We start from the raw sequence: 26,067 nt of genomic DNA, 5'->3' as shown, positions 1-26,067 counted from the left end.
TTTACCTTCAAATTCCGCCCGACAGCGCATACTCCCGGTTAACGGGGAGGGCGGCGGGCACATGTCATCGCGACTCACAGGGCGGGTCCGGCAGGCGATGCTTGCGCGCCAGTCGCTTTCGAGCGGCCTGGCCTGGACCGCCGCCGCGGTGGTGCTTCCGACAGCGCTCCGGCTGGCGATAGACGGCGAACGCAGCGGGTTTCCTTTCGTCACCTATTTTCCCGCCATCGCACTGGCGGCCCTGTTTCTCGGCTGGCGCTACGGCGCCCTCGTCGCGCTGCTTAGCGCCGTTGCTGCGTGGCTGCTGTTCATGCACGGCGAGCCGCCGCTGATCGAAACGCCGGAGGGCGCGGCGATCCTCGCCCTGTCCGTGCTGTCGTGCGTGCTGCTGATCTTTATCGGCGAGACGCTGCGCCAGACCTTCATCGAGCTGGAGGAGGTCTCCACGCGCGAGGAACTGCTCAACGCGGAGCTGCGCCACAGGATGAAGAACATGCTGGCGGTGGTCGGCTCGCTGTCGTCGCTGACCCATCGTCACGCCGATCCGGAGAAGGCGCATATCGCTTTCGCCGAGCGCCTGGCGGCGCTCGACCGGGCCACGTCCCTGCTCGGCGGAGACAGCACGGTTGCCTGTGCCTTGCCCGATCTGGCCGAAGAGGCGCTGCGGCCGTTCCAGAGCGATTACGACATCCGTCTGTCAGGCGCTCCGCAGCAGGTTCACCGCGATTGCTGCGTTCCCGCGGTGCTCGCGCTGCACGAACTGGCGACGAACGCAATCAAGTACGGCGCACTGAGCGTGCCCCACGGCTGGGTCGAACTGGAGTGGGGCGAGCGCGAGGGCGGCATGGTGACGCTGCGCTGGCGCGAGTACGGCGGCCCGCCGGTGGTGAAGCCGGAGCGGCGCGGGCTCGGCAGCCGCATCCTGTCGATGCATTCGGCCGCAACCAGCTTCAAGATCGATTTCGCGCCGGACGGAGTCCGCTGCGAAATGCAACTGAAGGCGACCTAAACGGCGCCTCCCCGACTCAGTTGCCGAACGGGTTCTTCGGGCTCTTCAGCGTTAGGCGCACCGGCACGGCGCCGAAGCCCAGCTCGCGGCGAATGCCGTTGAGCAGGTAGCGCTCGTAGCTTGTCGGCAGCTCGGTCAGCCGCGTGCCGAAGATCACGAAGCGCGGCGGGCGCGTGCTCGACTGAGTGATGTAGCGCAGCTTGATCCGCTTGCCGCCGGGGGCCGGCGGGGGATTGGCGTCCACGGCCTGCTCGAACCAGCGATTGAGGGCGGCGGTCGAGACGCGCCGGCTCCAGGCTTCGCGCACTTCGAACGCGGCGGAGAGCATCTGGTCGAGGCCTTTGCCGGTGATCGCCGAGACGGCGACCAGGGGCACGCCCTTGAGCTGCGCAAGGCCTTCGTCGAGCGCGGTGCGGATGCCGTTGAACAGCGCGCTGGGGCCCTCGGCGATGTCCCACTTGTTGACCGCTACGATCAGCGCCCGGCCTTCCTCCAGCACGAGGTTGGCGATCTTGAGGTCCTGCACCTCCAGGCCGCGGGTGGCGTCGAGCAGCAGCACGACGACTTCGGCATAGTCGATCGCATGGCGCGCGTCGGCGACAGACAGCCGCTCGAGCTTGTCCTGGACTTTGGCCTTCTTGCGCATGCCCGCGGTGTCGACCAGCTTGATCTCGCGCGGTTCGCCGGTCGCCGGATCGGTCCACTGCCAGTCGACGGAGATCGAATCGCGGGTGATCCCCGCCTCGGGCCCCGTCAGCAGACGGTCTTCGCCCAGCAAGCGGTTGATCAGCGTCGACTTGCCGGCGTTCGGACGGCCGACGATGGCGAGCGAAAGGGGGGCGGAGCTGTCATGCTCTTCCTCCTCTTCCCCTTCACCGCCTTCTGCGGGCTCCTCAAACTCGTCCTCGTCGAGCTCCTCGCCCTCGATATGCGGGCGCAGCGCCTCGAACAGGTCCACCGTGCCCAGGCCGTGCTCGGCAGAGAACGGGATCGGATCGCCGAAGCCGAGCGCGTAAGCTTCCATGATGCCGTCGTCGCCGGAGCGGCCCTCGGCCTTGTTGGCCAGCAGCAGCACGGGCACGTTCTGTCCGCGCAGCCAGCGGGCGATCTCCTCGTCCAGCGGCGTCAGGCCGGCGCGCGAATCGATCACGAACAGCGCGACGTCGGCGCCCTTCAGCGACATTTCGGTCTGGGCGCGCATCCGGCCGGGAAGGGTGTCGGGCTCCTCGTCCTCCCAGCCGGCGGTATCGACCACCTGGAAATCGAGGCCGAGCAGCGAAACGTCGCCGTAGCGCCGGTCGCGGGTGACGCCGGGCTGGTCGTCGACCAGCGCGATGCGCTTGCCGACGAGCCGATTGAAAATCGTCGATTTGCCGACGTTGGGGCGTCCGATGATGACGACTTGGGGGAGGGGACGCATACGCATGCCGCGCCAAGTGGCGTTTCACCTGGCGCTTGGCAAGACAAAGCGGCCGAAGTCAGTCCTTGCGGGCGACCGGCGGGTTCTCTCCAAGATCCTCGTACCAGGCTTCGACCGGCCCGTTCAGCTTGATCGTCAGCGGCTGGCCCTTGCGGTCCATCGCCCGGCCAGCCTGCACGCGCACCCAGCCTTCGGAGATGCAATACTCCTCGACATTGTTGCGCACGACGCCCTTGAAGCGGATGCCGACGCCACGCTGTAGCTTGTCGGCATCGAAGTGCTCGCTGCGCGGGTTGATCGCGAGGCGATCGGGCGGGATGTCGGGGGCGTTGTCTTCGCTCATGCCGCCCCCCTAACCGCGCTGGGGGGAAAATCAATCCGGCGGCGGCGTTTCGCTTGGCATGTCCGGCTGCGACGGGGTTTCGTCGGGAGTGAAGCCGGGCTGGTCGATGTCGTCGCCGCGATCGGGCACTTCCTGTTCCGGCGCGCCGCCGGGCTCGTCGAAGTCGCCCTGGCCGGGCTCGATCTCGTCCGGGTTGCTGCCGGGGAAATCGCTGTCGCCGTCCTGGTCCGGGCGCGTCGCCGCGTCCTCCGCGCTGGCGTTGCGGTTGATCATGGGGGGTGTCGCCGGGGGAACCGTGCGGCCCCCGAATTCTTCTGCTTCCTGCTGGTGGGTTTGCATCGCGGGGTTTCCTTTCGCTCGGCGGAATCAACGCGCCGCCGGGGACGGGCGTTCCGCGATGACGAAACAGCCTGCCGTCCCGCTTGCCCTTTTGGCCCCGCATCTGTAACGGCGGCGGCCTGTTTGTGGGCTTCGGCCTGCAGAAGTTCGTTGGGCCGCGGGCGTGGCGGAACTGGTAGACGCGCTGGATTTAGGTTCCAGTATCGCAAGATGTGGGGGTTCGAGTCCCTTCGCCCGCACCAGTTTCCCGGCGCTCAATCCAGTGGTTTGGGGCCCGGGTATGTTTTGGAAGGCATAGAATGCAGATCGTCGAAACCACCAACGAAGGCCTCAAGCGCGCCTACGCGGTGACCATTCCCGCAAAGGACATCGAGGCGCGGATCGATGCCGAGGTCAAGAAGGTCGCGCCGCAGGTGCGCATGCCGGGTTTCCGTCCGGGCAAAGTGCCTGCGAACCTGATCAAGAAGATGCACGGCGAAGCGCTGCACTCCGATGCGTTCAACACCACGGTGCGCGAATCGGTCGATAAGCTGATGCGCGAGAAGAAGCTGCGCCCCGCGCTGCAGCCGAAAGTCGACCTGGGCGAAGGTTACGAGCAGGGCAAGGATGCCGAGCTCACCGTCGAGCTGGAAGTGCTGCCGGAGATCGCGACTCCTTCGATCGAGGGCCTGACGCTGGAAAAGCTCAACGTGCCCGTCTCCGACGAGCAGGTGGACGAGGCGCTCGCCAACCTGGCGAGCAATCAGAAGACCTACGTCGATGCGCCGAAGAGCAAGAAGTCCGCTGACGGCGACCAGCTGATCATCGATTTCGTCGGCCGCGTCGACGGCGTGGAATTCGAAGGCGGCAAGGCCGAGGACGCACCGCTCGTGATCGGCTCCGGCCAGTTCATCCCCGGCTTCGAGGAACAGCTCTCGGGCCTCAAGACCGGCGACGAGAAGACGATCACCGTCACTTTCCCGAGCGACTATCCGGCGGCCAACCTCAAGGGCAAGGACGCCGAGTTCGACATCAAGGTCAAGCAGGTCAAAGTGCCCGGCGAGACCACTGTCGACGACGAGTTCGCCAAGTCGCTCGGCATCGAGAGCCTCGACAAGCTGAAGCAGCTGCTGCGCGGCCAGCTGGAGCAGGAGACTGCCGGCCTCACCCGCACGCAGATGAAGCGCCAGCTGCTCGACAAGCTCGCCGCCGATTACGATTTCGAAGTTCCACCGAGCATGGTGGAAGCCGAATTCCAGCAGATCTGGCAGCAGCTCCAGTCCGAAGTCGCCAAGGAAGAAGATCCCGCGGCGGCGATGCAGGAAATCGAGGACGAGAAGGACGATTACCGCCGGATTGCCGAGCGCCGCGTGCGGCTCGGCCTGCTCCTGTCGGAAATCGGCCAGTCCAACGGCGTCGAAGTGACGAACCAGGAAATGCAGATGCTGCTGCAGCAGGCCGCTCAGCAGTATCGCCCGGAGGACCGCGAGCGGTTCGTCGAGTACGTCCGCAACGAGCCGATGGCCCAGGCCCAGCTCCGCGCGCCGCTCTATGAGGACAAGGTCGTCGACTTCCTGTTCGACAAAGCCGAGATCACCGAGCGCGAAGTGACGCGCGAGGAGCTCGAGGCAGCGATCGAAGCGGAAGAGACCGAGGAAGCCAAGCCCGCGGCCAAGAAGAAGGCTCCGGCCAAGAAGAAGGCCGCTGCAGCTGAGGGCGAGGAAGCCCCCGCCAAGAAGGCCGCTCCGAAGAAGGAAGCCGCCAAGGCGGCTGGCGACAAGCCTGCCGAGAAGAAGGCGGCCAAGAAGGCTCCCGCCAAGAGCGACGAGGCAGCCGAGCCGGCCAAGAAGGCCGAAGCCAAGAAGCCCGCCGCCAAGAAGGCCCCGGCCAAGAAGTAACCCGGATCCGCATCCTGCAGGCGCACAGCCTGCAGGATGCGCCTGAGTTCAGGATGACGGGTGGCCTGAATAGCCACCTGCCCTCACCGTCACCCTGAACTTGTTTCAGGGCGCCCATTGCGCAGCCAAGCTCAGGCGCCTCTGGGGCGAGCGTAGCACTCCTCCGCACCCCAATGCTCGGGGCACGATGGATCCTGAAACGAGTTCAGGATGACGAAGGTTTTGGCCTAGCGCCAACCCACCCACCCTTGAACCCAACTTCCCCATCGTCACCCTGAACTTGTTTCAGGGCCCATGCGGCAGTCACGCACGGGCGCCCGCTGCTAGGCCACGTGACCTGTCCCACCACCCGCTTCGCGGGCAGTTCCCTCTCCCCGCAGGGGAGGATCGATTGCTCAGGGCTTCTCCGGCGGAGACGCCCGCGATCGCGTCAGAAGCTGCCGGATACGTTCAGGTTGAAGACGTAGCCCACACCGCGCCGGCGGTTCTCGCGGAACAGGATCGGGGCGCGGTCGCGAGGGCCGGCGTAGATCGCCCGGTGCAGCACGCTGCCGCCCTTGAACAGGTTGCCGACACGGGCCCGCACGGTCAGCCCCATGACATCCTTGTGCTCGGCGAACACCGCACCGAAAGTGGGGACGTTGTAGTCGTAGCCGAACTCGCTGACGCGGTAGTACGGCGCGAAGATCGAGCGGCGGAACTCTGTGCCCCAGGCGAGGTCGGTGCGCGGCACGTCGTGGCGGAAGTCGAGCCGGATCTCTTTCAGGCGAGTGCGGTCGAATGCCCGCCTCGCCCGGGTGACCGGGTCCTTCAGCGTGGATTCCTCGATGTGCAGGTTGAGATCGGTCTTGGCCCCGGCGAAGCCGATCGAATCCATCTGCCAGGTACCCTGGACCGAATAGCCCCGCCGTTTGGCGCTGGGCACGTTGCCGCTGGATTCACCGCCGCCAAGGACCGGGATGACCGTGACGTAGTCCTGGATCCAGTCGTGGAACAGCTTGACCGAGGCCGATCCCCAGGCGCCGAAGTTGCGGCTCATCTCGAGCTCGAACTCCCAGCTCTGCGGCGGGCGCAGCTGGTTGTTGCCGGCATCGGTGTTGTCTTGCGACAGGTTCACCGCGGCAAGGAAGTCGGCGAAGTTGAGCTGCCCGACGCGGCGGGCGAACTCCATGGAGACGTCGAACCCTTCGGCCGCGGCCCAGGCCAGGTTGAGCGATCCCTTCGGCCGCAGGAACGAGCGCGAGAGCGCATTCGCCCCGCTTTGCGCGATGGTCGAATGCTCGGCGCCGGCGGCAAGTTGCAGGGTGACCTTGTCGGTCAGCGGGCGGCCGTAGCTCAGGATCGATTCGTAGCGGTCTTCCCGCACCCCGCCGGTGGCGGCGGGGAAGGGGACTTCGACGAAGCTGCCGGCCGGGTTCAGGAAGAACAGTGCGCCGACATTGTCGAGCCGGTTGAACGCCGCCTCCACCGACCATTGCCAGTCGCCGCCGAGCATGGCCCTGCGGTATTCGGCGCGGCCGACTCGTTCGCCTTCGTCGCTGGAGCGGGTGAAGCGGCTGCCCAGGGCTGGGCGGCCATCGGCGATCGACAGCACCGACTGGGTGCTGAAGTCGATCGTCTCGAAGCTCTCCAGCCCAATCAGCTTGAGCCGTCCACCACCTATCAGGAACTCTATGTCGCCGCCGATCTCGTAGTCGTAGCCCCGGTCGCGGGTGCGCAGTGCCCTGGACAGAGGGGTAAGCGCGCGATCGGTCCGCGCCTCGTCCTCGCGCGAATTGAACCAGCGGCGGCCATAGGACAGGTTGAGGTTCGCCTGGGTCTCGCCCAGGTCGAAGCGCAAGCTGGCGCCGAGCTTCGGGACGTCGATCTTGGACCGGGTCTCGTTCCGTCGGAACTCCACCACGCCCGGAGGGAAAGTGATCAGGTTCGGCCCGGCGGAACCGCCGTAGAAGGAATCGTTGCGCAGCGAGAGCGTCCAAGCCGTGGGGCCCGTCGTTCCCGAAACCGAAACGTCGCCCTGGCTCCAGCGCAGCGGGGCGGGGCCGGTCGATGCCTGCGGGCGCCACTCGAAGCGACCCGCGATCCCTCCCGTGCGGGTCGCGATCACGTTGGCCACCCGGCCGGAGAGGCCGGGGATGTTGAGCGTGGAGCCGTCGACGATCTCGATGCGGGTCACATCGCCGGCAGCGATACGGACGAGTTGGTCGGAGACGCTGGTCGATTTGCTGGACAGGCGCTCGCCGTTGACCAGCACGTTGCCGCTGGCCTGGCCGATCCCGCGCTGCGCTGCTCCGGGGGCGGGGCCTGCGCCGCCCTCGATCGAAAAACCGGGTACGTTGCGCAGCATGTCGAGCGCGGTACGCGGTGCATAGCGAGCAAAATCGGCCGGAGTATAAACCTGGCGCTCGCCGCCGGCCGCGCTGGCGGCAGGCTCTGCCACGGCCGTCGGAGCCGGCGGAGGGGCATCGCCGGTGATCGCCGCGTCGGCGGGTGGGGAGGCCTGATCTTCGGCGTTCGCACCGTTTCGCGCCGCGGCCGGCACAGCGCCCGCCGCAGCCAGCGCGAGGGCGCATGCGGTGGCCGAGCTCCACCCTGTCGTTCGGCGCATCCTCACCCTGTTTTACCTTATCGTTGACTTTGCCCAAACCCCTGAGCGGCGCCTCCTTAGCTACCTAACTTCCTTCTGCCAAGCGCGTGGGCTGTATCAATCTGTCGCCGGCCGGGCCCGGCACCGCCACGCCCACAGCTTGCAAGCGCGCTCGCGCTGGGGAGAAGTGTGCGGCGCCCTGCGGTTCTCCCCCAAGCCCCTTGAACATCGCGGCCCGAGGCGCGACATAGGCGCCCGTATCCCAAGACGAGAGGCTTTATGATCGACCTGTTCGGTACCGATAGCGCGCAAGGCAGATTCAACCACGATCCCGTGACCGGCGCATTGGTGCCAGTGGTCGTCGAAAGCACGAGCCGCGGCGAGCGCAGCTTCGACATCTTCAGCCGCCTGCTGCGCGAACGGATCGTGTTCGTGACCGGCCAGGTGGAAGATAACATGGCCTCGGTCATCGTCGCCCAGCTGCTCTATCTCGAGAGCGAGAACAGCCGCGACATCTCGATGTACATCAACTCGCCGGGCGGCGTGGTCACCGCCGGCATGGCGATCCACGACACGATGCAGTACATCAAGCCGCGCGTTTCCACCGTGTGCGTCGGCCAGGCCGCCAGCATGGGCAGCTTCCTGCTCGCCGCGGGCGAGCCGGGCATGCGCATCGCGCTGCCGAACTCGCGGATCATGGTCCACCAGCCTTCGGGCGGCGCGCGCGGCATGGCCTCGGACATCGAGATCCAGGCGAAGGAAATCCTCCGTATTCGCCAGCGGATGAACGATCTTTACGCGAAGTACACCGGTCAGACGCTAACCGAGATCGAGCGGGCGCTCGATCGCGACACGTTCCTGGAAGCCGACGAGGCACTGAAGTTCGGCATCGTCGACAAGGTTTTCGAGACCCGGCCGGCGACGGATGCGGTCGGCGACACGACCGGTTCCAGCGGCGGCGCGCCGGAGTGATCCGGAACGCCTCCGGGCGCGGGGCGTAAGCAGCAGGAAAGTGTAGCGTTTTGGCAACCCTGTGTCTTCAGGCTGGAGCAAGCCGGCGGCATCTAGGATAGACCGATTGATATTGGAGGTCCGAGGTTTACATTAGCCTTGGGCGAATCCTTCGCGGCCCAGCGGAGGGACAGGAAGAAAGAATGACCAAACTGAGCGGATCCGACAGCAAGAGCACGCTCTATTGCAGCTTCTGCGGCAAGTCCCAGCACGAGGTGAGGAAGCTCATCGCGGGCCCGACCGTGTTCATCTGCGATGAGTGCGTCGAGCTGTGCAACGACATCATCCGCGAGGAGACCAAGGGCGGCTTGGCCGGCAAGAAGGACGGCGGCGTACCCACGCCGCAGGACATCTGCGCCACGCTCAACGACTACGTCATCGGGCAGGAGCGGGCGAAGCGCGTCCTCTCGGTCGCGGTGCACAATCATTACAAACGCCTGAAGCACTCGGGCAAATCCGGTGAAGTCGAGCTCGCGAAGTCGAACATCCTGCTTGTCGGCCCCACCGGCTCGGGCAAGACCCTGCTCGCCCAGACCCTGGCGCGGACGTTCGACGTGCCGTTCACGATGGCCGACGCCACCACGCTGACGGAAGCCGGCTACGTGGGCGAGGACGTCGAGAACATCATCCTCAAGCTGCTGCAGTCGAGCGACTACAACGTCGACAAGGCGCAGCACGGTATCGTCTACATCGACGAGATCGATAAGATCACCCGCAAGGCCGAGAATCCCTCGATCACCCGCGATGTTTCAGGCGAAGGCGTGCAGCAGGCGCTGCTCAAGCTGATGGAAGGCACGACCGCTTCGGTTCCGCCGCAGGGCGGCCGCAAGCACCCGCAGCAGGAATTCCTGCAGGTGGACACGACCAACATCCTGTTCATCTGCGGCGGCGCGTTCTCCGGGCTGGAGAAGGTTATTGCCGACCGCCTGCAGAAGCGCTCGATCGGCTTCGGCGCGAACGTCGCCGATCCGGACCAGCGCCGCGTGGGCGAACTGCTCGAGAAGTGCGAACCGGAAGATCTGCTCAAGTTCGGGCTGATCCCGGAATTCGTCGGCCGCCTGCCCGTCATCGCGACGCTGCGGGACCTCGATGTCGGCGCCCTGGTGCAGATCCTTAAGGAACCGAAGAACGCCCTGGTCAAGCAGTACCAGAAGCTGTTCGAGCTCGAGGATGTGGAGCTGACGTTCACCGACGACGCGCTCGTCGCGATCGCCGAGAAGGCCATCAAGCGCAAGACCGGCGCGCGCGGCCTGCGCTCGATCGTTGAGAGCATCCTGCTCGACACGATGTTCGACCTGCCGAGCATGGACGGCGTGACCGAAGTCGTCGTCGACAAGGACGTCGTCGAAGGCCGCAAGGAACCCGTCCGCGTCGTGTCCAACGACAGCGGGAAGAAGAAGGAAGCGGCGGCCTGAGGGCTGCCGCTTCGCTCCCTAGCAGCGCGAATGGCCCAAGGTGCAATCGGCATCGCTGCCGGTTTCGATCTGCACGGTCGCATGGCCGATGTGGAAACGATGATCGAGGTCGTGGGCGATCTCCCGCAGGAACACATCGCTCGAACCGCCGGCAGGCATGACGAGATGGGCGGTTAGCGCCGTTTCGGTCGTGCTCATCGGCCAGATGTGCAGGTCGTGCACCGCGGCCACCCCGGGAAGGCTTGCCAGGTAGGCCCGCACCGCGCCCTCGTCGATGTCGTCCGGCACCGCGAGCAGGCCCATCTTCACGCTGTCCTTCAGAAGGCCCCAGGTGCCCCAGCCGATCACCGCCACGATGATCAGGCTGGTGATCGGGTCGATCAGCAAGACCCCGGTCAGCAGGATGAGCACCCCCGCCACGACCACGCCCAGCGAGACCAGCGCGTCTGCCGCCATGTGCATGAAAGCGCCGCGAATGTTGATGTCGTGCTTGCGCCCGCGCATGAACATCAGCGCGGTGGCGGTATTGATCACGATGCCGACCCCGGCCACGGCGATCATCGTCCAGCCTTCGACCGGGGCGGGATCGATCAGGCGGTCGACCGTCTCGAATAGGATCGCTCCTAGAGCGACCATCAGCAGCCCGGCATTGGCCAGCGCCGCGAGGATCGAGCTCGATTTGTAGCCGTAAGTGAACCGCGCGTTGGCCGGGCGAGCGGCCATGACACTGGCGCCCCAGGCGATCAGCAGGCTGAGCACGTCTGAGAGGTTGTGCCCGGCGTCCGCCACCAGCGCCATCGAGCCGGACAGCAGGCCGAACGTGGCCTCCACCAGCACGAAGGCGGAATTGAGCACGATGCCGATCGCGAAAGCGCGGTTATGGCTCCCCTGCCGAGGGAGGTGATCGTGGCCGTGACTGTGACCGTGCGAATGAGAATGCCCCGCGCCCATGGCGGTCAGTCGTAGACGCAGGAATCGAGCCCGTCACGCCGAACGACGCCGATGCGTGCTTCGATCGTGCGGGCATAGCGGCCGGTGAAGCCGGTCGGGTTCACCACGGGGCGCTTCTTGGGCTGCGGCAGGGCCGCGACCATGCGCGCGGCCTCGGACCGCGAAAGCCGCGCGGCCGAGTGGTTGAAATAGCGCTGGGCGCCCGCTTCGACGCCGTAAGTGCCGATGCCGGTCTCCGCGACGTTGAGGTAGACCTCCATGATCCGCCGCTTGCCCCAGATGTTTTCGATCAGCAGCGTGAACCAGGCTTCCAGCGCCTTGCGGAAATAGCCGCCGTCCTGCCACAGGAATACGTTCTTGGCGGTCTGCTGGCTGATTGTCGAGCCGCCGCGAATACGCCCGCCCTGCTGGTTGCGCTGGATCGCCTGCTCGATCGCCTCACGGTCGAAGCCGGCGTGGGAGCAGAACTTGCCGTCCTCCCCGGCGATCACCGCGGAAACCATGTTGCGGTCGATGCTCGAAAGCGGCTCCCAGTCCTTGGTCATGCCGTGCTCGTCCATCAGCATCGTGGCGGTCACCGGCACCGGCACGAAGCGGTAGACGATCACCAGCGCCAGGCTGACGCCCATGAACCACACGATAGCGAGGATGAGGAAACGCATCAGGCCGATCATGCAGCGCGGACTACAGCCCAGGCAGCCGAGGCGCAACGGCTCGACTCCGTCAAGAACGTGCGTAAAATCCTCCCCGTTTCCGCGAAGCGGGAATGGGGAGGGGGACCGCGCGCGAAGCGCGTGGTGGAGGGGTATGGCGCTACGTCGACACCAACATAACTACCGAGCCGCGCGCGAACTGCGCCGCAACTCCGGCGGAATCAAGCTTCGTAAGCAGCACCCGGTCGGCCCTTACGTGGTCGACTTCTACTGTGCGGAGGCGAAGCTCGCGATCGAGATCGATGGGATCGTGCATGATATGGGCGAGCGGCCGGAGCTGGACGCCCGGCGGGATGCGTTTCTGCGCACGCAGGGCATCGAAGTGGTGAGGATCCCGGCATCCGAGGTGCTGAAGTCGGTGAAGGATACCGCCGAGGCGATCGCGGCGTGCTGCCGCGAGCGTTGCGCTTGACCCCTCCACCACGACGGCTTCGCCGTCGCGGTCCCCCTCCCCATTCGGCTGCGCCGAACGGGGAGGATTTTCGTTAGGCAATCGCCGGGAGCAGGCGCTCCGTCGCGATGCGCTGCATGGCCTTCTGAAGCTTCTCGAACGCGCGGACTTCGATCTGGCGGATGCGTTCGCGGCTTACGTCGTAGACCTGGCTCAGTTCCTCCAGCGTCTGCGGATTGTCCGTCAGGCGCCGTTCGGTGAGGATGTGCTTCTCACGCTCGTTGAGGCTTTCCATCGCCTCCTGCAGCATCTCGTGGCGGACCTGGGCTTCCTCGGCATCGGCCACGACGCTGTCCTGCAGCGGGCGATCGTCGGTCAGCCAGTCCTGCCACTCGCCGGAGCCTTCCTCGCCGTTGCGCATCGAGACGTTGAGCGAGCCGTCGCCGCCCATCATCATGCGCCGGTTCATGTTGATCACTTCCTGCTCGGGCACGCCGAGGTCGGTCGCGATCTTGGTCACGTCGTCGGGATGAAGGTCCGTGTCCTCGTAGGCTTCGAGCTGCTTCTTCATCCGCCGCAGGTTGAAGAACAGCTTCTTCTGCGCCGCGGTGGTGCCCATCTTCACGAGCGACCACGAGCGGAGGATGAATTCCTGGATCGAGGCCTTGATCCACCACATGGCGTAAGTCGCCAGGCGGAAGCCCCGATCGGGCTCGAACTTCTTGACGCCCTGCATCAGGCCGACGTTGCCTTCTGAGATGAGGTCGCTGACCGGCAGGCCGTAGCCGCGATAGCCCATGGCGATCTTGGCCACGAGCCGCAGGTGGCTGGTGACGAGCTGGGCCGCCGCTTCGGGGTCCTCATGCTCGGCATAGCGCTTGGCGAGCATGTATTCCTGCTCGGCCGTCAGCACAGGGAATTTTTTGATTTCGGCCAGATAGCGGTTGAGGCTCTGCTCTCCGCCGAGAGCCGGCACGCTGAGTGCTTTGCTGTTACTCACGTCTTCCTAAACCTTTCTGCGTCGACCGGCGGCGCATGGACCCCTGCAGGGCATCCGTGCTGTGCGGTCACACCCTGATCTGTAATACACTAAAATTCTGTAGGACAGCGCGCAGTTCATCGATTTCAATGACCGGTTTCGTCGATCAGTTCCCGCATGTCGGGCGGCAGGTCGCTTTCGAAGCGCAGTCTGTCGCCGGTGACCGGATGAACGAAGCCGAGGACGGCTGCGTGCAGCGCCTGGCGCTGGAACCCGAGTTTCTGAAGGATCGGCCGGAGCCGTGCGTGTGCGCGCCCATAGACAGGGTCTCCCAATAGCGAATGACCGGTTGATGCAAGGTGAACGCGCACCTGGTGGGTGCGCCCGGTCTCCAGGCGGCACTCGACCAGGGCGCAATCGGCAAGCCGTTTCAGGACTTTGTAATGCGTCACGGCGTGCTTGCCGCGGGGCGAGGCGTCGGGGAGCAGGGCCATCTTCTTGCGGTCGGTGTCGGAACGTCCGATCCGGCCCTGGATAGTGCCCTCGCGCGGCATCGGATGGCCGTTCACGATCGCCAGGTAGACCCGCTCGATCGAGTGGTCGGCGAATTGCTTCGCCAGCCCCTCGTGCGCCGCGTCGCTCTTCGCCACGACCAGCAGCCCGGACGTATCCTTGTCGATCCGGTGCACGATCCCAGGGCGCGCCACGCCGCCGATGCCGGAGAGCTGGCCCGCGCAATGGTGCAGCAAGGCGTTGACCAGCGTACCGTCGCGATTGCCTACAGCCGGATGGACGACCAGCCCCGCCGGCTTGTCGACGACGATGAGATCCGCGTCTTCGAAGACGACGTTCAGCGGAATATCCTGCGGCTGCGCCACGGGATCTGTCGCCGGCGGGAGCGCGATGGCGAATTCGACGCCGTCCGCTGCCTTGCCCGACACTTGCCCGACCGGCTTGCCGGCCACCGTGACCGCGCCTTCGCCGATCAGCGCCTTGATCCGCTCACGCGACAGGCCCGACGCTTCGGCCAGCGCCTTGTCGAGCCGCTGCCCGCCGGTCAGCGTTCCGCTAATGATTTCCCCGTCCCCCATGCTAGGGAAAATGGGGATGGAGATCGTGCTGACAAGAGTGGCTTTCGACCGCATTACGGCAGAGGCCGCGAACGCCTTACCGGATGAGGCCTGCGGTATTCTCCTCGGCCAAGGGAACCGCATCGAACAAGCCCGGCCCGCGCGAAATGTTCATCCGGAACCGCGCACACACTTCGAGATCGATCCGCAGGCGCTGGTCGACGCGCATCGCGCCGCACGGGCCGGCGGGCCGCAGGTGATCGGGTATTACCACTCCCACCCGTCGGGTCCCGCAGAGCCTTCGAAGACCGACCAAGCCATGGCTGCGGGCGACGGCAGCGTGTGGGCGATCGTGGCCGGGGGCGACGTGCGGTGCTGGATAGACGACGCCGCGGGCTTCGCGGAACTTTCCTATGTGCTCGCGGACCGCTAAGTGCCCGGCATGACATCACCCACCGAACTCGCCGCTTTGCTCTGCTCCCGCCTTTGCCATGACATGCTCAGCCCCGTCGGCGCCCTCAGCAATGGGCTCGAACTCCTGCGCGACGAGCGCGATCCGCAGATGCGCCAGCGGTGCATGGAATTGCTGGAACAGAGCGCGCGGATCAGCGCCGACAAGCTCAAGTTCTTTCGCCTCGCCTATGGCGCGGCCGGCGGATTCGGCCAGGACGTGCCGGTGGAGGAGCCGCGCGCGCTGGTTCAGGCGCTGCTGGGCGACAACGATCGTATCGCGCTCGCCTGGGCCGTCGGCGACGCGATGCTGCCCAAGGCGGCGGTGAAGGTCCTGCTCAACCTGGCGGCGATCGGCATCGATGCCCTGCCGCGGGGCGGCAACCTGGACATCGGGGCCGAGCGGCGCGACGGCGCGACGGAGATCGCTGTCCGGGCGGCCGGCGCCCGGATCGCCTTCGACCGCACGATCGGGCAGGCGCTGGAAGGCTCGCTTCCGGAGGACGAACTGTCCGGCCGCACAGCGCCGGCGCACATGGTCCGGCTTCTGGCCGAGGAGCGCGGCGGCGGCCTGCAGTACGCGCTGACGGACGGAGCGCTCGTGATGGGCGCGGTCCTGCCGGACGCCTGATGAGCTGCCGGCCGGCCCAGGACGATCGGATCGGCGGATGAGCGACGAGCTTGTCCACCGCGAGGTTCCCTCGCCGAACTGGGACGAGCGCGAGGAGCGGATCTCGATGGTCGTGCTCCACTACACGGATATGCCCTCGGCCGACGGGGCGATCGGGCGGCTGTGCGATCCGGATGCGAAAGTCAGCGCGCATTACCTGATTACCGAAGACGGCGAGGTGGTCCGGCTGGTCCCGGAGCACAAGCGCGCGTGGCACGCCGGGCTCAGCTACTGGCGCGGCAAATCCAACGTGAACGGCATCTCGATCGGTATCGAGCTCGATCATCCCGGTCACACATGGGGTTACCGCGAATTCGCCGATGCGCAGATCGAGGCGCTGCTGCCGCTGCTCCACCGCATCGTTCGCGATTACGACATTCCGCGCGCCAACGTCGTCGGCCACTCCGACGTCGCGCCGCATCGCAAGCTCGATCCGGGCGAACTGTTCCCGTGGGAGCGGCTGGCCCGCTGCCACCTCGCCTTGCCGCGGCCCGAGAAGCTCGGGCTGGGCGATCCGTTCGAGAACGACGGCGCGTTCTTCCTGGCGCTGGAGCGCTTCGGCTACGATATTTCCGACGGGCGCAAGGCGGTCGAGGCGTTCCAGCGCCGCTGGCGGCCCGAGAAGATCGACGGCGAGATCGACGGGCAGATCCGCGCGATCCTGTTCCGATTGCTCTTGGACCGCGACCAGGGACGTACTAGGTAGGCAGCGCCAGGGGGCCGGGCAGCCGCGCCCTTCGTCAGGCTCAGGATGAGCGGGCGGAGGTCGAGGAAAGTCCGGGCTCCACGAAACAAGGGTGGCGGGTAACGCCCGCCGGGTGGAGGGCTTCGGCCGTCCGCTCAGGGAAAGTGCCACAGAGAGTATACCGCCGATGGCCCCTAAAAGGCACAGGCATGGGTGAAAGGGTGCGGTAAGAGCGCACCGGGGCTGCGGCAACGCAGCTCGCACGGCAAACCCCACCCGGAGCAAGACCGAATAGGGGTCTCGCGCCCATTCTAGGGCAGGGGTGTTTCGCCCCGAGAGGCCCGGGTTGGTTGCTTGAGCCTTGCGGCAACGCAAGGCCTAGATGAATGGCTGCCCTTGCGGGGACGTGGTCTTCGGATACCGCCCGCGAGACAGAACCCGGCTTACAGGCCCCCTGGCTCCACCTTCGACGAACTCAGGCAGCGAGTTGCCGGGAGGCCGCCGTTATGGCTCCGTTCTCGTCCACTGCTTCCAAGTATCGGCGCCGGTCGTCTTCGAGCACGAGCGCCGTCAGCCGGCCGCTGACGTAAGCGCCGGTGTCCACGCCGATGCGATTGCCGCGGTCTTCGGGCTCGTCGCAGATCGTGTGGCCGTGGACCACGACCGCGCCGAACGGCTCCGCGTGGGAGAGAAACGGCTCGCGGATCCAGCGCAAGTCCTGGCGGCGCTGCTCCTCCAGCGGCACGCCGGGAACGATGCCGGCATGGACGAACACGTAGTCGCCGATGGCGATCAGGTCTTCGAAGCCTTTGACGAATTCGCGGTCCGCAGCCGGTACGGCATGCACCATCATCTCCTGCACTTCTTCCACGGAAGCCTTCTGGTAAGCCGCGTGGTCGACGCCGTAGCTGAGCACAGTTTCCTTCCCACCAAACCGGAGGAAGTGGCGCAACGTTTCGATTTTCTCGAAGCTCTTGAGGAACATCTCCTCGTGATTTCCGGCCAGGATCCGCACCCGGCGCTGGCCCTGCCATGCGCGCGCACGGGCGATCACACCGGCGCTGTCGGGACCCCGGTCGACCAGGTCGCCGAGCAGGATCACTGTCGTCTCGGCAGCGCCTGCTTGGGCGTCATCCTCCTCGATCGCGGCGATGAGCGCCTCGAACAGGTCGAGCCGGCCGTGGATATCGCCCACGGCATAGACGCGCTGGCCGGCGGGAATGGCGGGCAGGGGAGCGCTCTCGGCGCGTTCGAAGATCCGGCGAATTGTTTTCAACATGGCTGCAAAGGTGTCGGTCCACACTCAAACACTGGCGAGGCAATTCGGTCCTGCGTTGCAGGGCCAGTGGGTCAATATACCTGACCGCCACGTTAATGTGATGCCGAAACAACACACCAGCGGCGACAGAGCGCGCGCTTATGGCAATTTCTCTTGTGCGTTGCAGCAACAATGTGCAGCTACGGCGCGTGTTCGCAGAATGTCGGCCCATCGAACGAGGCCGGCTCGCGTGACCGCAGGTGGGACGAAGCACAATTTCAACCAGCAATTGAGGAAATTGCCCATGCTTACGTCCGTCCGCAGCCTTCTGGCTGCTACTCTTCTTGCCGGCAGCGCCTTCGTCGCCGCTCCTGCTCTGGCGCAGGATGCCGGGTCCGGTCTCTCGGTCTCCGGCAACGCCGCGATCGTCACGGACTACCGCTTCCGCGGCGTCTCGATGTCGGGCGGCGACTTCGCCATCCAGGGTGGCCTCGATGTCGGCCATGACAGCGGCTTCTACGTCGGCACCTGGGGCTCGTCGATCGACGGCACTGCAGACTACGGCGAGATGGAGCTCGACGTCTACGGTGGCTGGAGCGGCGACATCACGCCTGGCGTGACGCTCGACGTCGGCCTGCTGTATTACATGTACCCTTCGGGCGACACCGGCGCCGACACGGACTATTTCGAGCCCTATGCCTCGATCGGGACGACGCTCGGCCCGGTCGGCGCGACCGTCGGCGTTGCTTACGCCTGGGAGCAGGATTCGCTCGGCGGTGACGACAACCTCTACCTCTACAGCGATTTCGAGCTCGGCGTGCCGACCACTCCGCTGACCCTGACCGCGCACCTCGGCTACACCGAAGGCCCGCTCGCGCCGCCGTACCTCGCCGGCAGCACGGACGACAGCGGGTTCGACTACTCGGTCGGCGCCAGCGCCACTGTTCTTGGCGGGCTGAGCCTCGGCGTCTCCTACGTCGGCGTCGATGGCCCGTCGGTCGACGGGCTCACCGACGATGCCGTCGTCGGTTCGCTATCGATGAGCTTCTAAGCTTCGACGCAAGTGTACCGGAAGGCCCGCTCCGCTTCGGCGGGGCGGGCCTTCTGCTTTTGCGGCGACGCGCACTAGAAAGCTCTGGCGGCGGCCATCACGTTTTCGCTACGGCGAGGCAGCAACTCGATACGAATGGAGCGACTTCCGATGGTTAAATATCTCCACACCATGATCCGGGTGAGCGATCCGGACGCCACTGTCGCGCTGTTCAAGCTCCTCGGCCTTGAGGAAGTGAAGCGCATGGAGAGTGAGAAGGGCCGCTTCACGCTGATCTTCCTTGCCGCGCCCGGCCAAGCCGGCGTCGCCGAAGTCGAGCTGACCTACAACTGGCCGCCGGAAGACGGCAGCGCGCCGGAGGAATACACCGGCGGCCGCAACTTCGGCCACCTGGCCTACCGCGTCGACGACATCTACGAGACGTGCCAGCGGCTGATGGACGCGGGCGTGACGATCAACCGTCCTCCGCGCGACGGGCACATGGCTTTCATCAAGACGCCGGACGGCATCTCGATCGAACTGCTGCAGGACGGCCACCTGCCGCCGCAGGAACCCTGGGCGAGCATGGAGAACACCGGCAGCTGGTAAGCAAGGGTCAGGCGTTCCCCGGCTGCTCCAGCGGCCGGGCGAACCGCAGGATCAGGTAGCCCAGGATCGCCGAGATGAGCGATCCGGTCAGCACGCCGAGCTTGGCCTCCTCCACCAGCAGGGGATCGCGGGGGAAGGCCAGCGCGCCGATGAACAGGCTCATGGTGAAGCCGATGCCGCACAGGACGGCCGTGCCCCAGATCTGCGCCCAGCTCGCGCCTTCGGGCCGCCGGGCGAAGCCGAGCTTGTCCGCGGCCACGATGCTGCCGAAGATCCCTACCTGCTTGCCCACGACGAGCCCTCCGGCGATCGCCAGGGGCAGCGGGTCGAACAGCGCGTCCAGCCCGATCTGGCCCAGAGCTACGCCGGCGTTGGCGAAACCGAACAGCGGCACGACCAGATAGGCGTTCCAACCGACCAGCGCGTGCTCCATGGTTTCGAGCATGCTGTGGCCGTCCCGCGTGCGCATGGGGATCGTCAGAGCGGCGACGACGCCCGCGATCGTCGCATGCACGCCGGAGTTGAGCACGCAGTACCACAGCGCCAGGGCAGCCAGGATGAAGGGCGAGATGCGCCGCATGCCGTAGCGGTTGAAGGCGATCATAACCGCGACGATCCCTAACGCGGCGAGCAGCCACGCGAGCTTGATATTGGCGGTGTAGAACACCGCGATGATGATCACCGCCCCAAGATCGTCCACGACCGCCACGGTCAGCAGGAAAAGCCGCAACGCCGCCGGTACCCTGCTGCCGAGCAGGCCGATCACGCCCATGGCGAAGGCGATGTCGGTCGCGGCGGGAATGGCCCAGCCCCGCTGCAGGCTGTATTCGCTGCCGGCGACCCAGAAGTAGACCAGGGCGGGCGCCGCCATGCCGGCCATCGCCGCGAGAACGGGCAGGCGCCGCTGCCGCGGATCCGCCAGGTTGCCGGCGATCACTTCGCGCTTCACCTCCAGCCCGATCACGAAGAAGAACACCGCCATCAAGGCGTCGTTGATCCACAAGTGCAGGTTGTAGAGCTTGGGAATCGGGCTCCAAGCCAGCCTGGCGTGGAACACCTCGAAGTATGTGGACGCGAAAGGGCTGTTCGCCAGCCCGATGGCCAGCGCCGCGACCGCGATCAGCAGGACGCCGGCAAAGGCATCGCTGACGAACAGGGCGCGGAAAGGACGGACGGCTGCGGATAGGATTCGTTCGGCCATGCCCCGCCCTTTCGGGAATTGGCCGGCCGTTTCAAGGGAAACCTAGCCTGTTGCGTTTTGGATCCACCTAGGTACATTTGCGTAGGGACCAAGCCGGGGGGCATCGAACGATGATGTGGGGGGCGTGGTCGCCACTCGAGTGGCTGGCGCTGCTCGAACACGAACTGCTGCTGTTCGCGGGCATTTTCTTCCTGATCGGCGCCGCCGACGAGTTCGCGATGGATCTCGCCTGGGCGTGGCTGCGACTGACCGGGAGGGCGCGCACCCGGCCAATCGGGGCAGCGGCCTACGAAGGGGAGCCCCTGCTGGGCCGGGCAGCCGTGCTCATTCCTGCCTGGCGGGAAGAGCGGGTGATTGCGACGACTATCGCCCATGCCCTTGCCGTTTGGCCGCACAGCGAGCTCCGCATTTATGCCGGGCACTATCGCAACGACAGCGCGACGGCGGCGGCGATCGTCCGCGGCGCCGGCGGCGATCCGCGGGTCTGCCTGGTAGTCCACGATCAGGACGGCCCGACTACGAAGGCCGATTGCCTCAACTGCCTTTACGCCGAGATGGAGGCGGACGAGCGCCGCAGCGGAGCGCCGTTCCGGATGGTCGTGCTCCACGATGCGGAGGACATGGTCGACCCCGCCGCGCTTGGTCTGCTCGATGCCGCGCTGGCGCAGGCGGACTTCGTGCAGCTGCCGGTCTTGCCGGAGCCGCAGCGAGCATCCCGCTGGATCGGCAGCCACTACTGCGAAGAGTTCGCCGAAGCACACGGGAAGGCGATGGTCGTACGCAGCGAAGTGGGCGCCTCGCTGCCGGCCGCCGGAGTGGGCTGCGCTTTCGACCGCCGGCTTCTCGGCACCATCGCCCGCGAGATGCGCGGGACGGGACCGTTCTCCGTCGACTCCCTGACGGAGGATTACGAGCTCGGCATGAAGATCAAGGCCGCTGGGGGGCGCTCGCTCTTCCTGCGCGCACGGCGGCCGGACGGGCGGCTTGTCGCCACCCGCGCCTGCTTCCCGCCGACCTGGCGTGAGGCCGTCATCCAGAAGTCGCGCTGGATCCACGGCATCGCCCTGCAGGGATGGGATCGGCTGGGATGGAGCGGCGGCTGGGCCGAGCACTGGATGCGGCTGCGGGATCGACGCGGGCCGCTGTCGGCGCTGGTCCTGTTCGCCGCTTACATGCTGCTCCTGGTGGTGGGGATTCTCTGGCTGGCCGGGCACTTCGGGTTCGCGCGTCCGTGGCAGCCGGGCAAGCTGCTGACGATCGTGCTGTGGATCGACCTCGCCAGCTTCGGCTGGCGTGCGGCAGTGCGCTTCGCCTTCACTGCGCGGGAATACGGCGCGCTGGAGGGACTTCGTGCCCTGCTGCGGCTGCCGCACGCGAACATCGTCGCCATCATGGCCGCGCGCCGCGCTCTCTTCGACTATGTGGCCACGCTGTGCGGCGCCAAGCTCCGCTGGGACAAGACTCATCACGAGGCGCACCCGGCCACTCTTCGGCCCATGCGGCGGGCAGGATGAGATGGCGTTTCGCCGATTCCAGCGGCCGAAGGGCCAGCCGCTGCTGGTGTTCTCCACCGTCATAGGCGGGTGGCTGGTGCTGCGGGTGCTTCTGTGGGAGCCTCCCTTCGGCGGTGCGCCACCGGCGCATCCCGCCGATCGCGGGGCTGCCGGACTGGCGAGCGCAGGCCGCACGGCGAGGATCCACGCCGGCACCGTCGCCCCAGCGCCATGGCAGCGCAGCGAAGCGCCACCGGCCTTGGGCAGTGTGTCCAGCCCACTCCAGGTCCCTCCCTCTGCGGCTGTGGCGCTGCCCCGGGAGAGGGTCGCCCCGATCCTGCCAAGCGCCGCAGACCTCTTCACGCAGGAAGGCTCTCCCGCCGGGCCGAACGCACCCCATCTAAGCCAGGTGGCCGAGCGCGAACCCGCGACCGATTCAGCCGACACGCGCTGGTCCGGTGACGCATGGCTGCTCCTCCGGGACGATTCCGCCGCACGGCTGGTCGCCGGCCGACCTGCATACGGCCGCAGCCAGACGGGCGCGGTGCTGCGCTACCGTCTTGCGCAAGCGAACGGCCACCGCCCGACCGCCTATGTACGCGCCACACGCGCCCTCGACGGCCCTCGTGAACGGGAAGTGGCCGCTGGTCTCGCCGTGCGCCCGTTGCCGGACCTGCCGCTTGGCGTCGCTGCGGAGCTGCGCGTGTACGAGCACCCGGGGGGCCGCGAAACACGGGGCGCCGCCTTCGCCGTGACCGAGCTGCCGCCGGCGCGGCTACCGTTCGGCTTCCACGGGGAACTCTACGCCCAGGTGGGCTACGTCGGCGGCAAGTTCGCCACGGCCTTCGCCGATGGCCAGCTGCGCGTGGACCGCCGCGTGATCGGCCGCGGTGAAGGGCGCGCACTGCGGATTGGAGCGGCGGTCTCCGGCGGTGCGCAGGAGCGGGCCGCGCGCCTCGACCTGGGTCCAAGCGCCACGGTCTCGTTCCCGCTCGGCGAAGCCCATTCGCGGCTGGCGCTGGACTATCGCTTCCGCATCGCGGGCGATGCCGAACCGGGTGACGGCCCGGCCCTGACATTTTCAGCGGGATTCTAAGGCTCCTCCTTCATTCCCGCGCCGGCTTGCGTTAGGCCGTGGTATGGACGTTTACCTCCCCATCGCGAACCTTGCGGTAAATGGGCTGGTAATCGTTCTGCTCGGTGTCGGCACCGGGATTCTCTCGGGCATCTTCGGCGTCGGCGGAGGGTTCCTGACCACGCCTCTGCTGATCTTCTACGGCGTCCCGCCCACGGTTGCCGCTGCTTCGGCCGCGACGCAGGTGACCGGCGCCAGCGTGTCCGGCGTCTTCGCGCACAGCCGCCGCAACGGGGTCGATTACCAGATGGGCGGGGTACTCGTGGCTGGCGGCGTCGTCGGCGCGCTGCTCGGCGCCGGCTTGTTCAACCTGCTCACCGCCCTCGGCCAGATCGATACGGTGATCTCGATCCTCTACGTCGCCCTGCTCGGCACGGTCGGCTCGCTGATGGGGCGGGAAAGCCTGCAGGCGCTACTGCGCAAGGAGGACGCGGCCAAGAAGCGGGCGGCCAAGCGGCGCCACCACCCGCTGGTCAGCAGCCTGCCGATGCGCTGGCGGTTCTATCGCTCCGGCCTCTACATCTCGCCGCTCGCGCCGCTGCTGCTGGGGGTGGTGATCGGGATCCTGACAATGCTGATGGGCGTCGGCGGCGGGTTCATCCTGGTGCCCGCGATGCTCTACATTTTGGGCATGAGCGCCAGCGTGGTGGTCGGTACGTCGCTGTTCAACATCCTCTTCGTCACCATGGCGGCGACAATGATGCACGCGCTGACGACAAAGGCGGTCGACATCGTGCTCGCGGGCGTCCTTCTGCTCGGCTCAGTCGTGGGGGCGCAGCTCGGGGCCAAGATCGCGGTCAGCGTGAAGCCGGAGCTGCTCCGCCTCATGCTTGCGCTGATCGTCCTCGCCGTGGCGCTGCGCATGGCCTTTGGCCTCGGCGTGCAGCCGGACGAGATCTATTCCGTAGTGCCGCTGTGAAGCGCGCGGCCCTGGCCCTACTCGCGTTCCTGGCGCTCACCGGGCAGCGCGATCCGATCCTCGTGCCCGAAGTCTCGCAGCACGAGGTTCAGGTGCGCCAGGGCTTCACCGGCACCGAGCTGCTGCTGTTCGGCGCGATCCTGGAACCCGACGGCCGCCGCGCCGGCCGCGATTACGACATCGTCGTGGTCCTGAAAGGACCGACGCAGCCGATCCGCCTGCGGGAAAAGCAGAAGATCCTCGGCATCTGGGTCAACGCGGAAAGCACCGCGTTTCGCTCCGCCCCATCCTACTTCGCAGTGGCCAGCTCGCGCCCGGTCGAGGACATCGTCGACGAGCGCACCGCGGCGATCTACGAGCTCGGGCTCGACTTCCTGCAGCTTTCGCCGATCGGCTCGATCGACCCGGAGGAGCAGGCCCGCTTCACGGCAGGTCTGGTCGAGCTGCGTGAGCGCCAGGGGCTTTACAAGCAGGACCCGGGCGGGGTGACGATTCGCGAGCAGGTTCTCTACCAGGCGCGCATCGCCTTGCCGTCCAACGTCCAGACCGGCCGCTACACGGCGGAAACCTTCGCCATCACCCGCGGCCGGGTGATCGCCTCGGCCAGCGCGGAGGTTGAAGTGCGCAAGGTCGGCTTCGAGCGCCTGGTGGCCGAATTCTCCGACGAGAACGCGTTCCTGTACGGTCTCATGGCCGTGGCCCTGTCGCTCGGGATGGGCTGGATGGCGGGCCGCTTGTTCGCCTTCATGTGATTGGAAATTGACGCGATTTTAACCTCGTGCGGGTTAGTTGCAGCCGGTCAATTTTCCAGGGCGACACGCGACGATGACTGAGATGCCGAGGCACGAGTTCGAGACGACTTCTCCAGCAGAGGGGAGGGTCGTGCCCCAGGCTGCCGGGCATGCTTCGTCCATCGATGTGCAGCCCATCGGCGTCGTGCTCGAAATCGCCGGCGCCGGCTCGCAAGTGGTGCTCGATCTGCAGCGGCTGACCGAATGCGCGCGCGACGGCGATCCTTCGATCGCGATCGCCGGCCAGGTCGGCAGCCAGGTGAAGATCAAGACCGAGGACGGCTGGCTCCTCGCCAGCGTTCGCGACCAGAAGCAGGACCGCCGCAGCGGCGGCATCCTCGCGAACATCGACTTCCTGGGGGAGGGCGACGAGGAGAAGCTGACCGGGCGCATCCACAGCTTCCGCCGCGGCGTGACCCGCTATCCGATCCCGGGCGCGATGGTCTATCCCGCGACCACTGCCGACCTCAGGCAGATCTATGCCTCCGACGGGCGCAGCGCGATTCAGATCGGCACGGTCTATCCGACCAACGATATCCGCGCGGGCCTTTACGTCGATGCGCTGCTCGGCAAGCACTTCGCGCTGCTCGGCTCGACCGGCACCGGCAAGTCGACCAGCGCGGCACTGATCCTCCACCGCATCTGCGACAGCGCGCCACAGGGCCACATCGTGATGATCGACCCGCACGGCGAGTACTCGGCGGCCTTCAAGACGACGGGCATGATCTTCGACGTCGGCAACCTGCAGATGCCGTACTGGCTGATGAACTTCGAGGAGCACTGCGAGGTGTTCGTCACCTCAAGCGGCAACGACCGGCAGGAGGATTCCGACATTCTCGCCAAGTGCCTGCTCAAGGCGCGCAGCAAGAACCGCCTGGCCGAGCAGATCGGCAAGATCACGGTCGATTCGCCGATCCCCTACCTGCTGTCCGACCTGACCAGCCTGATCACCGACGAGATGGGCAAGCTCGACAAGGCGACATCCTCGGCCCCGTTCATGCGCCTCAAGGGCAAGATCGACGAGCTGAAGACCGATCCCCGCTACCAGTTCATGTTCTCCGGCATGCTCGTCGGCGATACGATGGCCGACTTCATCTCGAAGATCTTCCGGATGCCCGGCGCCGGGAAGCCGATCTCGATCATCGACGTTTCCGGGGTGCCGTCGGACATCACCAGCACGGTTGTGGCGGTGCTGAGCCGGCTGGTGTTCGACTTCGCCATCTGGGGGCGCGACGAGCGGACCCGGCCCATCCTGCTGGTGTGCGAAGAAGCGCACCGCTACGTGCCCAACGAGAAGAACGCCGATGGCTCCTCGGTCGGCCGCATACTCGGCCGGATCGCCAAAGAAGGTCGCAAGTACGGCATCAGCCTGGGCCTGATCACCCAGCGCCCGTCGGATCTTGCCGAAGGCGTGCTATCCCAGTGCGGCACGATCATCTCGATGCGGCTGAACAACGATCGTGACCAGGCCTTCGTCAAAGCCGCCATGCCCGAAGGCGCCCGCGGCTTCCTCGATTCCATCCCGGCCCTGCGCAACCGCGAGTGCATCATCTGCGGCGAGGGCGTGGCCATTCCGATCCGCGTCTCGTTCGACACCCTGGACGAGACCAGGCGTCCGGCGTCCGAGGACCCGAGCTTCACCGAACTGTGGCGCTCTTCCGGCGGCGAGGAGGATGCGGTCCTTCGCACAGTCCAGCGCTGGCGCAGCCAAGGGAAGTAGG

Annotated in this window: 25 protein-coding genes, 1 tRNA gene and 1 other RNA gene; 17 read left to right on the top strand and 10 right to left on the bottom strand. The window is 66.5% G+C overall.

Features of this window, described 5'->3' with window-relative positions; translation table 11 throughout:
- Positions 1-61: 61 nt before the first annotated feature.
- Complete coding sequence (locus GRI75_RS09015) at positions 62-1,009, top strand: HWE histidine kinase domain-containing protein (RefSeq protein ID WP_160746629.1); 948 nt, start codon at positions 62-64, stop codon at positions 1,007-1,009.
- Between the two features lie 16 nt (positions 1,010-1,025).
- Here the strand turns inward: GRI75_RS09015 and der are convergent, their stop codons facing one another.
- From der to GRI75_RS09000, 3 genes are read right to left on the bottom strand one after another with little or no spacing between them, the layout of a single operon-like run.
- Positions 1,026-2,435 (bottom strand): ribosome biogenesis GTPase Der, encoded by a 1,410-nt coding sequence (der, locus tag GRI75_RS09010; protein WP_407925139.1) that lies wholly within the window; start codon positions 2,433-2,435, stop codon positions 1,026-1,028.
- 52 nt (positions 2,436-2,487) lie between these two features.
- Positions 2,488-2,772, bottom strand: coding sequence for a DUF3297 family protein (locus GRI75_RS09005; protein WP_160746628.1), 285 nt, complete (start codon positions 2,770-2,772; stop codon positions 2,488-2,490).
- Positions 2,773-2,802: 30 nt separating this feature from the next.
- Positions 2,803-3,111, bottom strand: a complete 309-nt coding sequence (locus GRI75_RS09000; RefSeq protein WP_160746627.1) for a hypothetical protein — start codon at positions 3,109-3,111, stop codon at positions 2,803-2,805.
- A 157-nt stretch (positions 3,112-3,268) separates the two neighbouring features.
- On the opposite strand from GRI75_RS09000, the gene GRI75_RS08995 reads away from it, so the two are divergent.
- Positions 3,269-3,353, top strand: a tRNA-Leu gene (locus GRI75_RS08995).
- 57 nt (positions 3,354-3,410) lie between these two features.
- On the top strand, positions 3,411-4,988 hold the full coding sequence (gene tig, locus GRI75_RS08990; RefSeq protein WP_160746626.1) for a trigger factor: 1,578 nt from the start codon (positions 3,411-3,413) through the stop codon (positions 4,986-4,988).
- Positions 4,989-5,418: 430 nt separating this feature from the next.
- Here tig and GRI75_RS08985 read toward each other — a convergent pair whose 3' ends face one another.
- On the bottom strand, positions 5,419-7,596 hold the full coding sequence (locus tag GRI75_RS08985) for a TonB-dependent receptor plug domain-containing protein (protein ID WP_160746625.1): 2,178 nt from the start codon (positions 7,594-7,596) through the stop codon (positions 5,419-5,421).
- 258 nt (positions 7,597-7,854) lie between these two features.
- On the opposite strand from GRI75_RS08985, the gene GRI75_RS08980 reads away from it, so the two are divergent.
- Together GRI75_RS08980 and clpX are read left to right on the top strand one after the other, a co-directional pair.
- Positions 7,855-8,547: an ATP-dependent Clp protease proteolytic subunit gene (locus GRI75_RS08980; protein WP_160746624.1), complete on the top strand. Its 693-nt coding sequence runs from the start codon at positions 7,855-7,857 to the stop codon at positions 8,545-8,547.
- Between the two features lie 182 nt (positions 8,548-8,729).
- The gene (gene clpX, locus GRI75_RS08975; RefSeq protein ID WP_160746623.1) at positions 8,730-10,001 is read left to right on the top strand and encodes an ATP-dependent Clp protease ATP-binding subunit ClpX; all 1,272 of its coding nucleotides are present in this window, start codon (positions 8,730-8,732) and stop codon (positions 9,999-10,001) included.
- Between the two features lie 18 nt (positions 10,002-10,019).
- Here the strand turns inward: clpX and GRI75_RS08970 are convergent, their stop codons facing one another.
- Complete coding sequence (locus GRI75_RS08970) at positions 10,020-10,952, bottom strand: cation diffusion facilitator family transporter (protein ID WP_160746622.1); 933 nt, start codon at positions 10,950-10,952, stop codon at positions 10,020-10,022.
- Positions 10,953-10,957: 5 nt separating this feature from the next.
- Positions 10,958-11,626 (bottom strand): monofunctional biosynthetic peptidoglycan transglycosylase, encoded by a 669-nt coding sequence (gene mtgA / locus GRI75_RS08965; protein WP_160746621.1) that lies wholly within the window; start codon positions 11,624-11,626, stop codon positions 10,958-10,960.
- On the opposite strand from mtgA, the gene GRI75_RS14765 reads away from it, so the two are divergent.
- Entirely contained in the window at positions 11,580-12,077 is a 498-nt protein-coding gene (locus GRI75_RS14765; RefSeq protein WP_328597954.1) for an endonuclease domain-containing protein, read from the top strand. The genes mtgA and GRI75_RS14765 overlap by 47 nt on opposite strands.
- A gap of 73 nt (positions 12,078-12,150) precedes the next feature.
- Here the strand turns inward: GRI75_RS14765 and rpoH are convergent, their stop codons facing one another.
- Together rpoH and GRI75_RS08950 are read right to left on the bottom strand one after the other, a co-directional pair.
- Positions 12,151-13,056 (bottom strand): RNA polymerase sigma factor RpoH, encoded by a 906-nt coding sequence (gene rpoH / locus GRI75_RS08955; RefSeq protein ID WP_328597953.1) that lies wholly within the window; start codon positions 13,054-13,056, stop codon positions 12,151-12,153.
- A gap of 125 nt (positions 13,057-13,181) precedes the next feature.
- Positions 13,182-14,126: an RluA family pseudouridine synthase gene (locus GRI75_RS08950; protein ID WP_160746619.1), complete on the bottom strand. Its 945-nt coding sequence runs from the start codon at positions 14,124-14,126 to the stop codon at positions 13,182-13,184.
- 16 nt (positions 14,127-14,142) lie between these two features.
- Between GRI75_RS08950 and GRI75_RS08945 the strand changes: the two genes are divergently transcribed.
- From GRI75_RS08945 to rnpB, 4 genes are all read left to right on the top strand, one after another.
- Entirely contained in the window at positions 14,143-14,538 is a 396-nt protein-coding gene (locus GRI75_RS08945) for a Mov34/MPN/PAD-1 family protein (RefSeq protein ID WP_160746618.1), read from the top strand.
- Between the two features lie 9 nt (positions 14,539-14,547).
- The gene (locus tag GRI75_RS08940; protein ID WP_160746617.1) at positions 14,548-15,186 is read left to right on the top strand and encodes a histidine phosphotransferase family protein; all 639 of its coding nucleotides are present in this window, start codon (positions 14,548-14,550) and stop codon (positions 15,184-15,186) included.
- A gap of 37 nt (positions 15,187-15,223) precedes the next feature.
- Positions 15,224-15,931 (top strand): N-acetylmuramoyl-L-alanine amidase, encoded by a 708-nt coding sequence (locus tag GRI75_RS08935; protein WP_160746616.1) that lies wholly within the window; start codon positions 15,224-15,226, stop codon positions 15,929-15,931.
- A 6-nt stretch (positions 15,932-15,937) separates the two neighbouring features.
- An RNA gene (gene rnpB, locus GRI75_RS08930) (RNase P RNA component class A) lies at positions 15,938-16,372 on the top strand.
- 13 nt (positions 16,373-16,385) lie between these two features.
- On the opposite strand, the gene GRI75_RS08925 is transcribed toward rnpB, so the two are convergent.
- The gene (locus tag GRI75_RS08925) at positions 16,386-17,189 is read right to left on the bottom strand and encodes a metallophosphoesterase family protein (protein WP_160746615.1); all 804 of its coding nucleotides are present in this window, start codon (positions 17,187-17,189) and stop codon (positions 16,386-16,388) included.
- A gap of 283 nt (positions 17,190-17,472) precedes the next feature.
- On the opposite strand from GRI75_RS08925, the gene GRI75_RS08920 reads away from it, so the two are divergent.
- Positions 17,473-18,219 carry a TorF family putative porin gene (locus tag GRI75_RS08920; RefSeq protein WP_160746614.1) on the top strand — a complete coding sequence of 249 codons (747 nt, stop codon included), beginning with the start codon at positions 17,473-17,475 and terminating at the stop codon, positions 18,217-18,219.
- Between the two features lie 150 nt (positions 18,220-18,369).
- Complete coding sequence (locus tag GRI75_RS08915) at positions 18,370-18,807, top strand: VOC family protein (protein WP_160746613.1); 438 nt, start codon at positions 18,370-18,372, stop codon at positions 18,805-18,807.
- Between the two features lie 7 nt (positions 18,808-18,814).
- Here GRI75_RS08915 and nhaA read toward each other — a convergent pair whose 3' ends face one another.
- Positions 18,815-20,008 (bottom strand): Na+/H+ antiporter NhaA, encoded by a 1,194-nt coding sequence (gene nhaA / locus GRI75_RS08910; RefSeq protein ID WP_160746612.1) that lies wholly within the window; start codon positions 20,006-20,008, stop codon positions 18,815-18,817.
- Positions 20,009-20,118: 110 nt separating this feature from the next.
- Between nhaA and GRI75_RS08905 the strand changes: the two genes are divergently transcribed.
- From GRI75_RS08905 to GRI75_RS08885, 5 genes are all read left to right on the top strand, one after another.
- Positions 20,119-21,522, top strand: a complete 1,404-nt coding sequence (locus GRI75_RS08905; protein WP_160746611.1) for a glycosyl transferase family protein — start codon at positions 20,119-20,121, stop codon at positions 21,520-21,522.
- Position 21,523: 1 nt separating this feature from the next.
- Positions 21,524-22,597, top strand: coding sequence for a hypothetical protein (locus GRI75_RS08900; protein WP_160746610.1), 1,074 nt, complete (start codon positions 21,524-21,526; stop codon positions 22,595-22,597).
- A gap of 43 nt (positions 22,598-22,640) precedes the next feature.
- Positions 22,641-23,555 (top strand): sulfite exporter TauE/SafE family protein, encoded by a 915-nt coding sequence (locus GRI75_RS08895; protein ID WP_160746609.1) that lies wholly within the window; start codon positions 22,641-22,643, stop codon positions 23,553-23,555.
- Positions 23,552-24,307, top strand: a complete 756-nt coding sequence (locus tag GRI75_RS08890) for a TIGR02186 family protein (RefSeq protein ID WP_160746608.1) — start codon at positions 23,552-23,554, stop codon at positions 24,305-24,307. The genes GRI75_RS08895 and GRI75_RS08890 overlap by 4 nt, the downstream gene beginning before the upstream one ends.
- A 73-nt stretch (positions 24,308-24,380) precedes the next feature.
- The gene (locus GRI75_RS08885) at positions 24,381-26,066 is read left to right on the top strand and encodes an ATP-binding protein (protein ID WP_160746607.1); all 1,686 of its coding nucleotides are present in this window, start codon (positions 24,381-24,383) and stop codon (positions 26,064-26,066) included.
- The last annotated feature ends 1 nt before the right edge of the window (position 26,067 follow it).

Origin of the sequence: Croceibacterium soli, assembly GCF_009828065.1 — a bacterium.
Taxonomy (GTDB): Bacteria; Pseudomonadota; Alphaproteobacteria; order Sphingomonadales; family Sphingomonadaceae; genus Croceibacterium_B; species Croceibacterium_B soli.
This window is presented reverse-complemented; position numbering and strand designations above follow the sequence as displayed.

Excerpts from the sequence above, each read along its gene's own strand:
- GRI75_RS09015 (WP_160746629.1), top strand. The coding sequence starts at position 62 with ATGTCATCGCGACTCACAGGGCGGGTCCGGCAGGCGATGCTTGCGCGC.
- der (WP_407925139.1), bottom strand. The coding sequence starts at position 2,435 with ATGCGTATGCGTCCCCTCCCCCAAGTCGTCATCATCGGACGCCCCAAC.
- GRI75_RS09005 (WP_160746628.1), bottom strand. The coding sequence starts at position 2,772 with ATGAGCGAAGACAACGCCCCCGACATCCCGCCCGATCGCCTCGCGATC.
- GRI75_RS09000 (WP_160746627.1), bottom strand. The coding sequence starts at position 3,111 with ATGCAAACCCACCAGCAGGAAGCAGAAGAATTCGGGGGCCGCACGGTT.
- tig (WP_160746626.1), top strand. The coding sequence starts at position 3,411 with ATGCAGATCGTCGAAACCACCAACGAAGGCCTCAAGCGCGCCTACGCG.
- GRI75_RS08985 (WP_160746625.1), bottom strand. The coding sequence starts at position 7,596 with ATGCGCCGAACGACAGGGTGGAGCTCGGCCACCGCATGCGCCCTCGCG.
- GRI75_RS08980 (WP_160746624.1), top strand. The coding sequence starts at position 7,855 with ATGATCGACCTGTTCGGTACCGATAGCGCGCAAGGCAGATTCAACCAC.
- clpX (WP_160746623.1), top strand. The coding sequence starts at position 8,730 with ATGACCAAACTGAGCGGATCCGACAGCAAGAGCACGCTCTATTGCAGC.
- GRI75_RS08970 (WP_160746622.1), bottom strand. The coding sequence starts at position 10,952 with ATGGGCGCGGGGCATTCTCATTCGCACGGTCACAGTCACGGCCACGAT.
- GRI75_RS14765 (WP_328597954.1), top strand. The coding sequence starts at position 11,580 with ATGAACCACACGATAGCGAGGATGAGGAAACGCATCAGGCCGATCATG.
- mtgA (WP_160746621.1), bottom strand. The coding sequence starts at position 11,626 with ATGATCGGCCTGATGCGTTTCCTCATCCTCGCTATCGTGTGGTTCATG.
- GRI75_RS08950 (WP_160746619.1), bottom strand. The coding sequence starts at position 14,126 with ATGGGGGACGGGGAAATCATTAGCGGAACGCTGACCGGCGGGCAGCGG.
- GRI75_RS08945 (WP_160746618.1), top strand. The coding sequence starts at position 14,143 with ATGGAGATCGTGCTGACAAGAGTGGCTTTCGACCGCATTACGGCAGAG.
- GRI75_RS08940 (WP_160746617.1), top strand. The coding sequence starts at position 14,548 with ATGACATCACCCACCGAACTCGCCGCTTTGCTCTGCTCCCGCCTTTGC.
- GRI75_RS08935 (WP_160746616.1), top strand. The coding sequence starts at position 15,224 with ATGAGCGACGAGCTTGTCCACCGCGAGGTTCCCTCGCCGAACTGGGAC.
- GRI75_RS08925 (WP_160746615.1), bottom strand. The coding sequence starts at position 17,189 with ATGTTGAAAACAATTCGCCGGATCTTCGAACGCGCCGAGAGCGCTCCC.
- GRI75_RS08920 (WP_160746614.1), top strand. The coding sequence starts at position 17,473 with ATGCTTACGTCCGTCCGCAGCCTTCTGGCTGCTACTCTTCTTGCCGGC.
- GRI75_RS08915 (WP_160746613.1), top strand. The coding sequence starts at position 18,370 with ATGGTTAAATATCTCCACACCATGATCCGGGTGAGCGATCCGGACGCC.
- nhaA (WP_160746612.1), bottom strand. The coding sequence starts at position 20,008 with ATGGCCGAACGAATCCTATCCGCAGCCGTCCGTCCTTTCCGCGCCCTG.
- GRI75_RS08905 (WP_160746611.1), top strand. The coding sequence starts at position 20,119 with ATGATGTGGGGGGCGTGGTCGCCACTCGAGTGGCTGGCGCTGCTCGAA.
- GRI75_RS08900 (WP_160746610.1), top strand. The coding sequence starts at position 21,524 with ATGGCGTTTCGCCGATTCCAGCGGCCGAAGGGCCAGCCGCTGCTGGTG.
- GRI75_RS08895 (WP_160746609.1), top strand. The coding sequence starts at position 22,641 with ATGGACGTTTACCTCCCCATCGCGAACCTTGCGGTAAATGGGCTGGTA.
- GRI75_RS08885 (WP_160746607.1), top strand. The coding sequence starts at position 24,381 with ATGACTGAGATGCCGAGGCACGAGTTCGAGACGACTTCTCCAGCAGAG.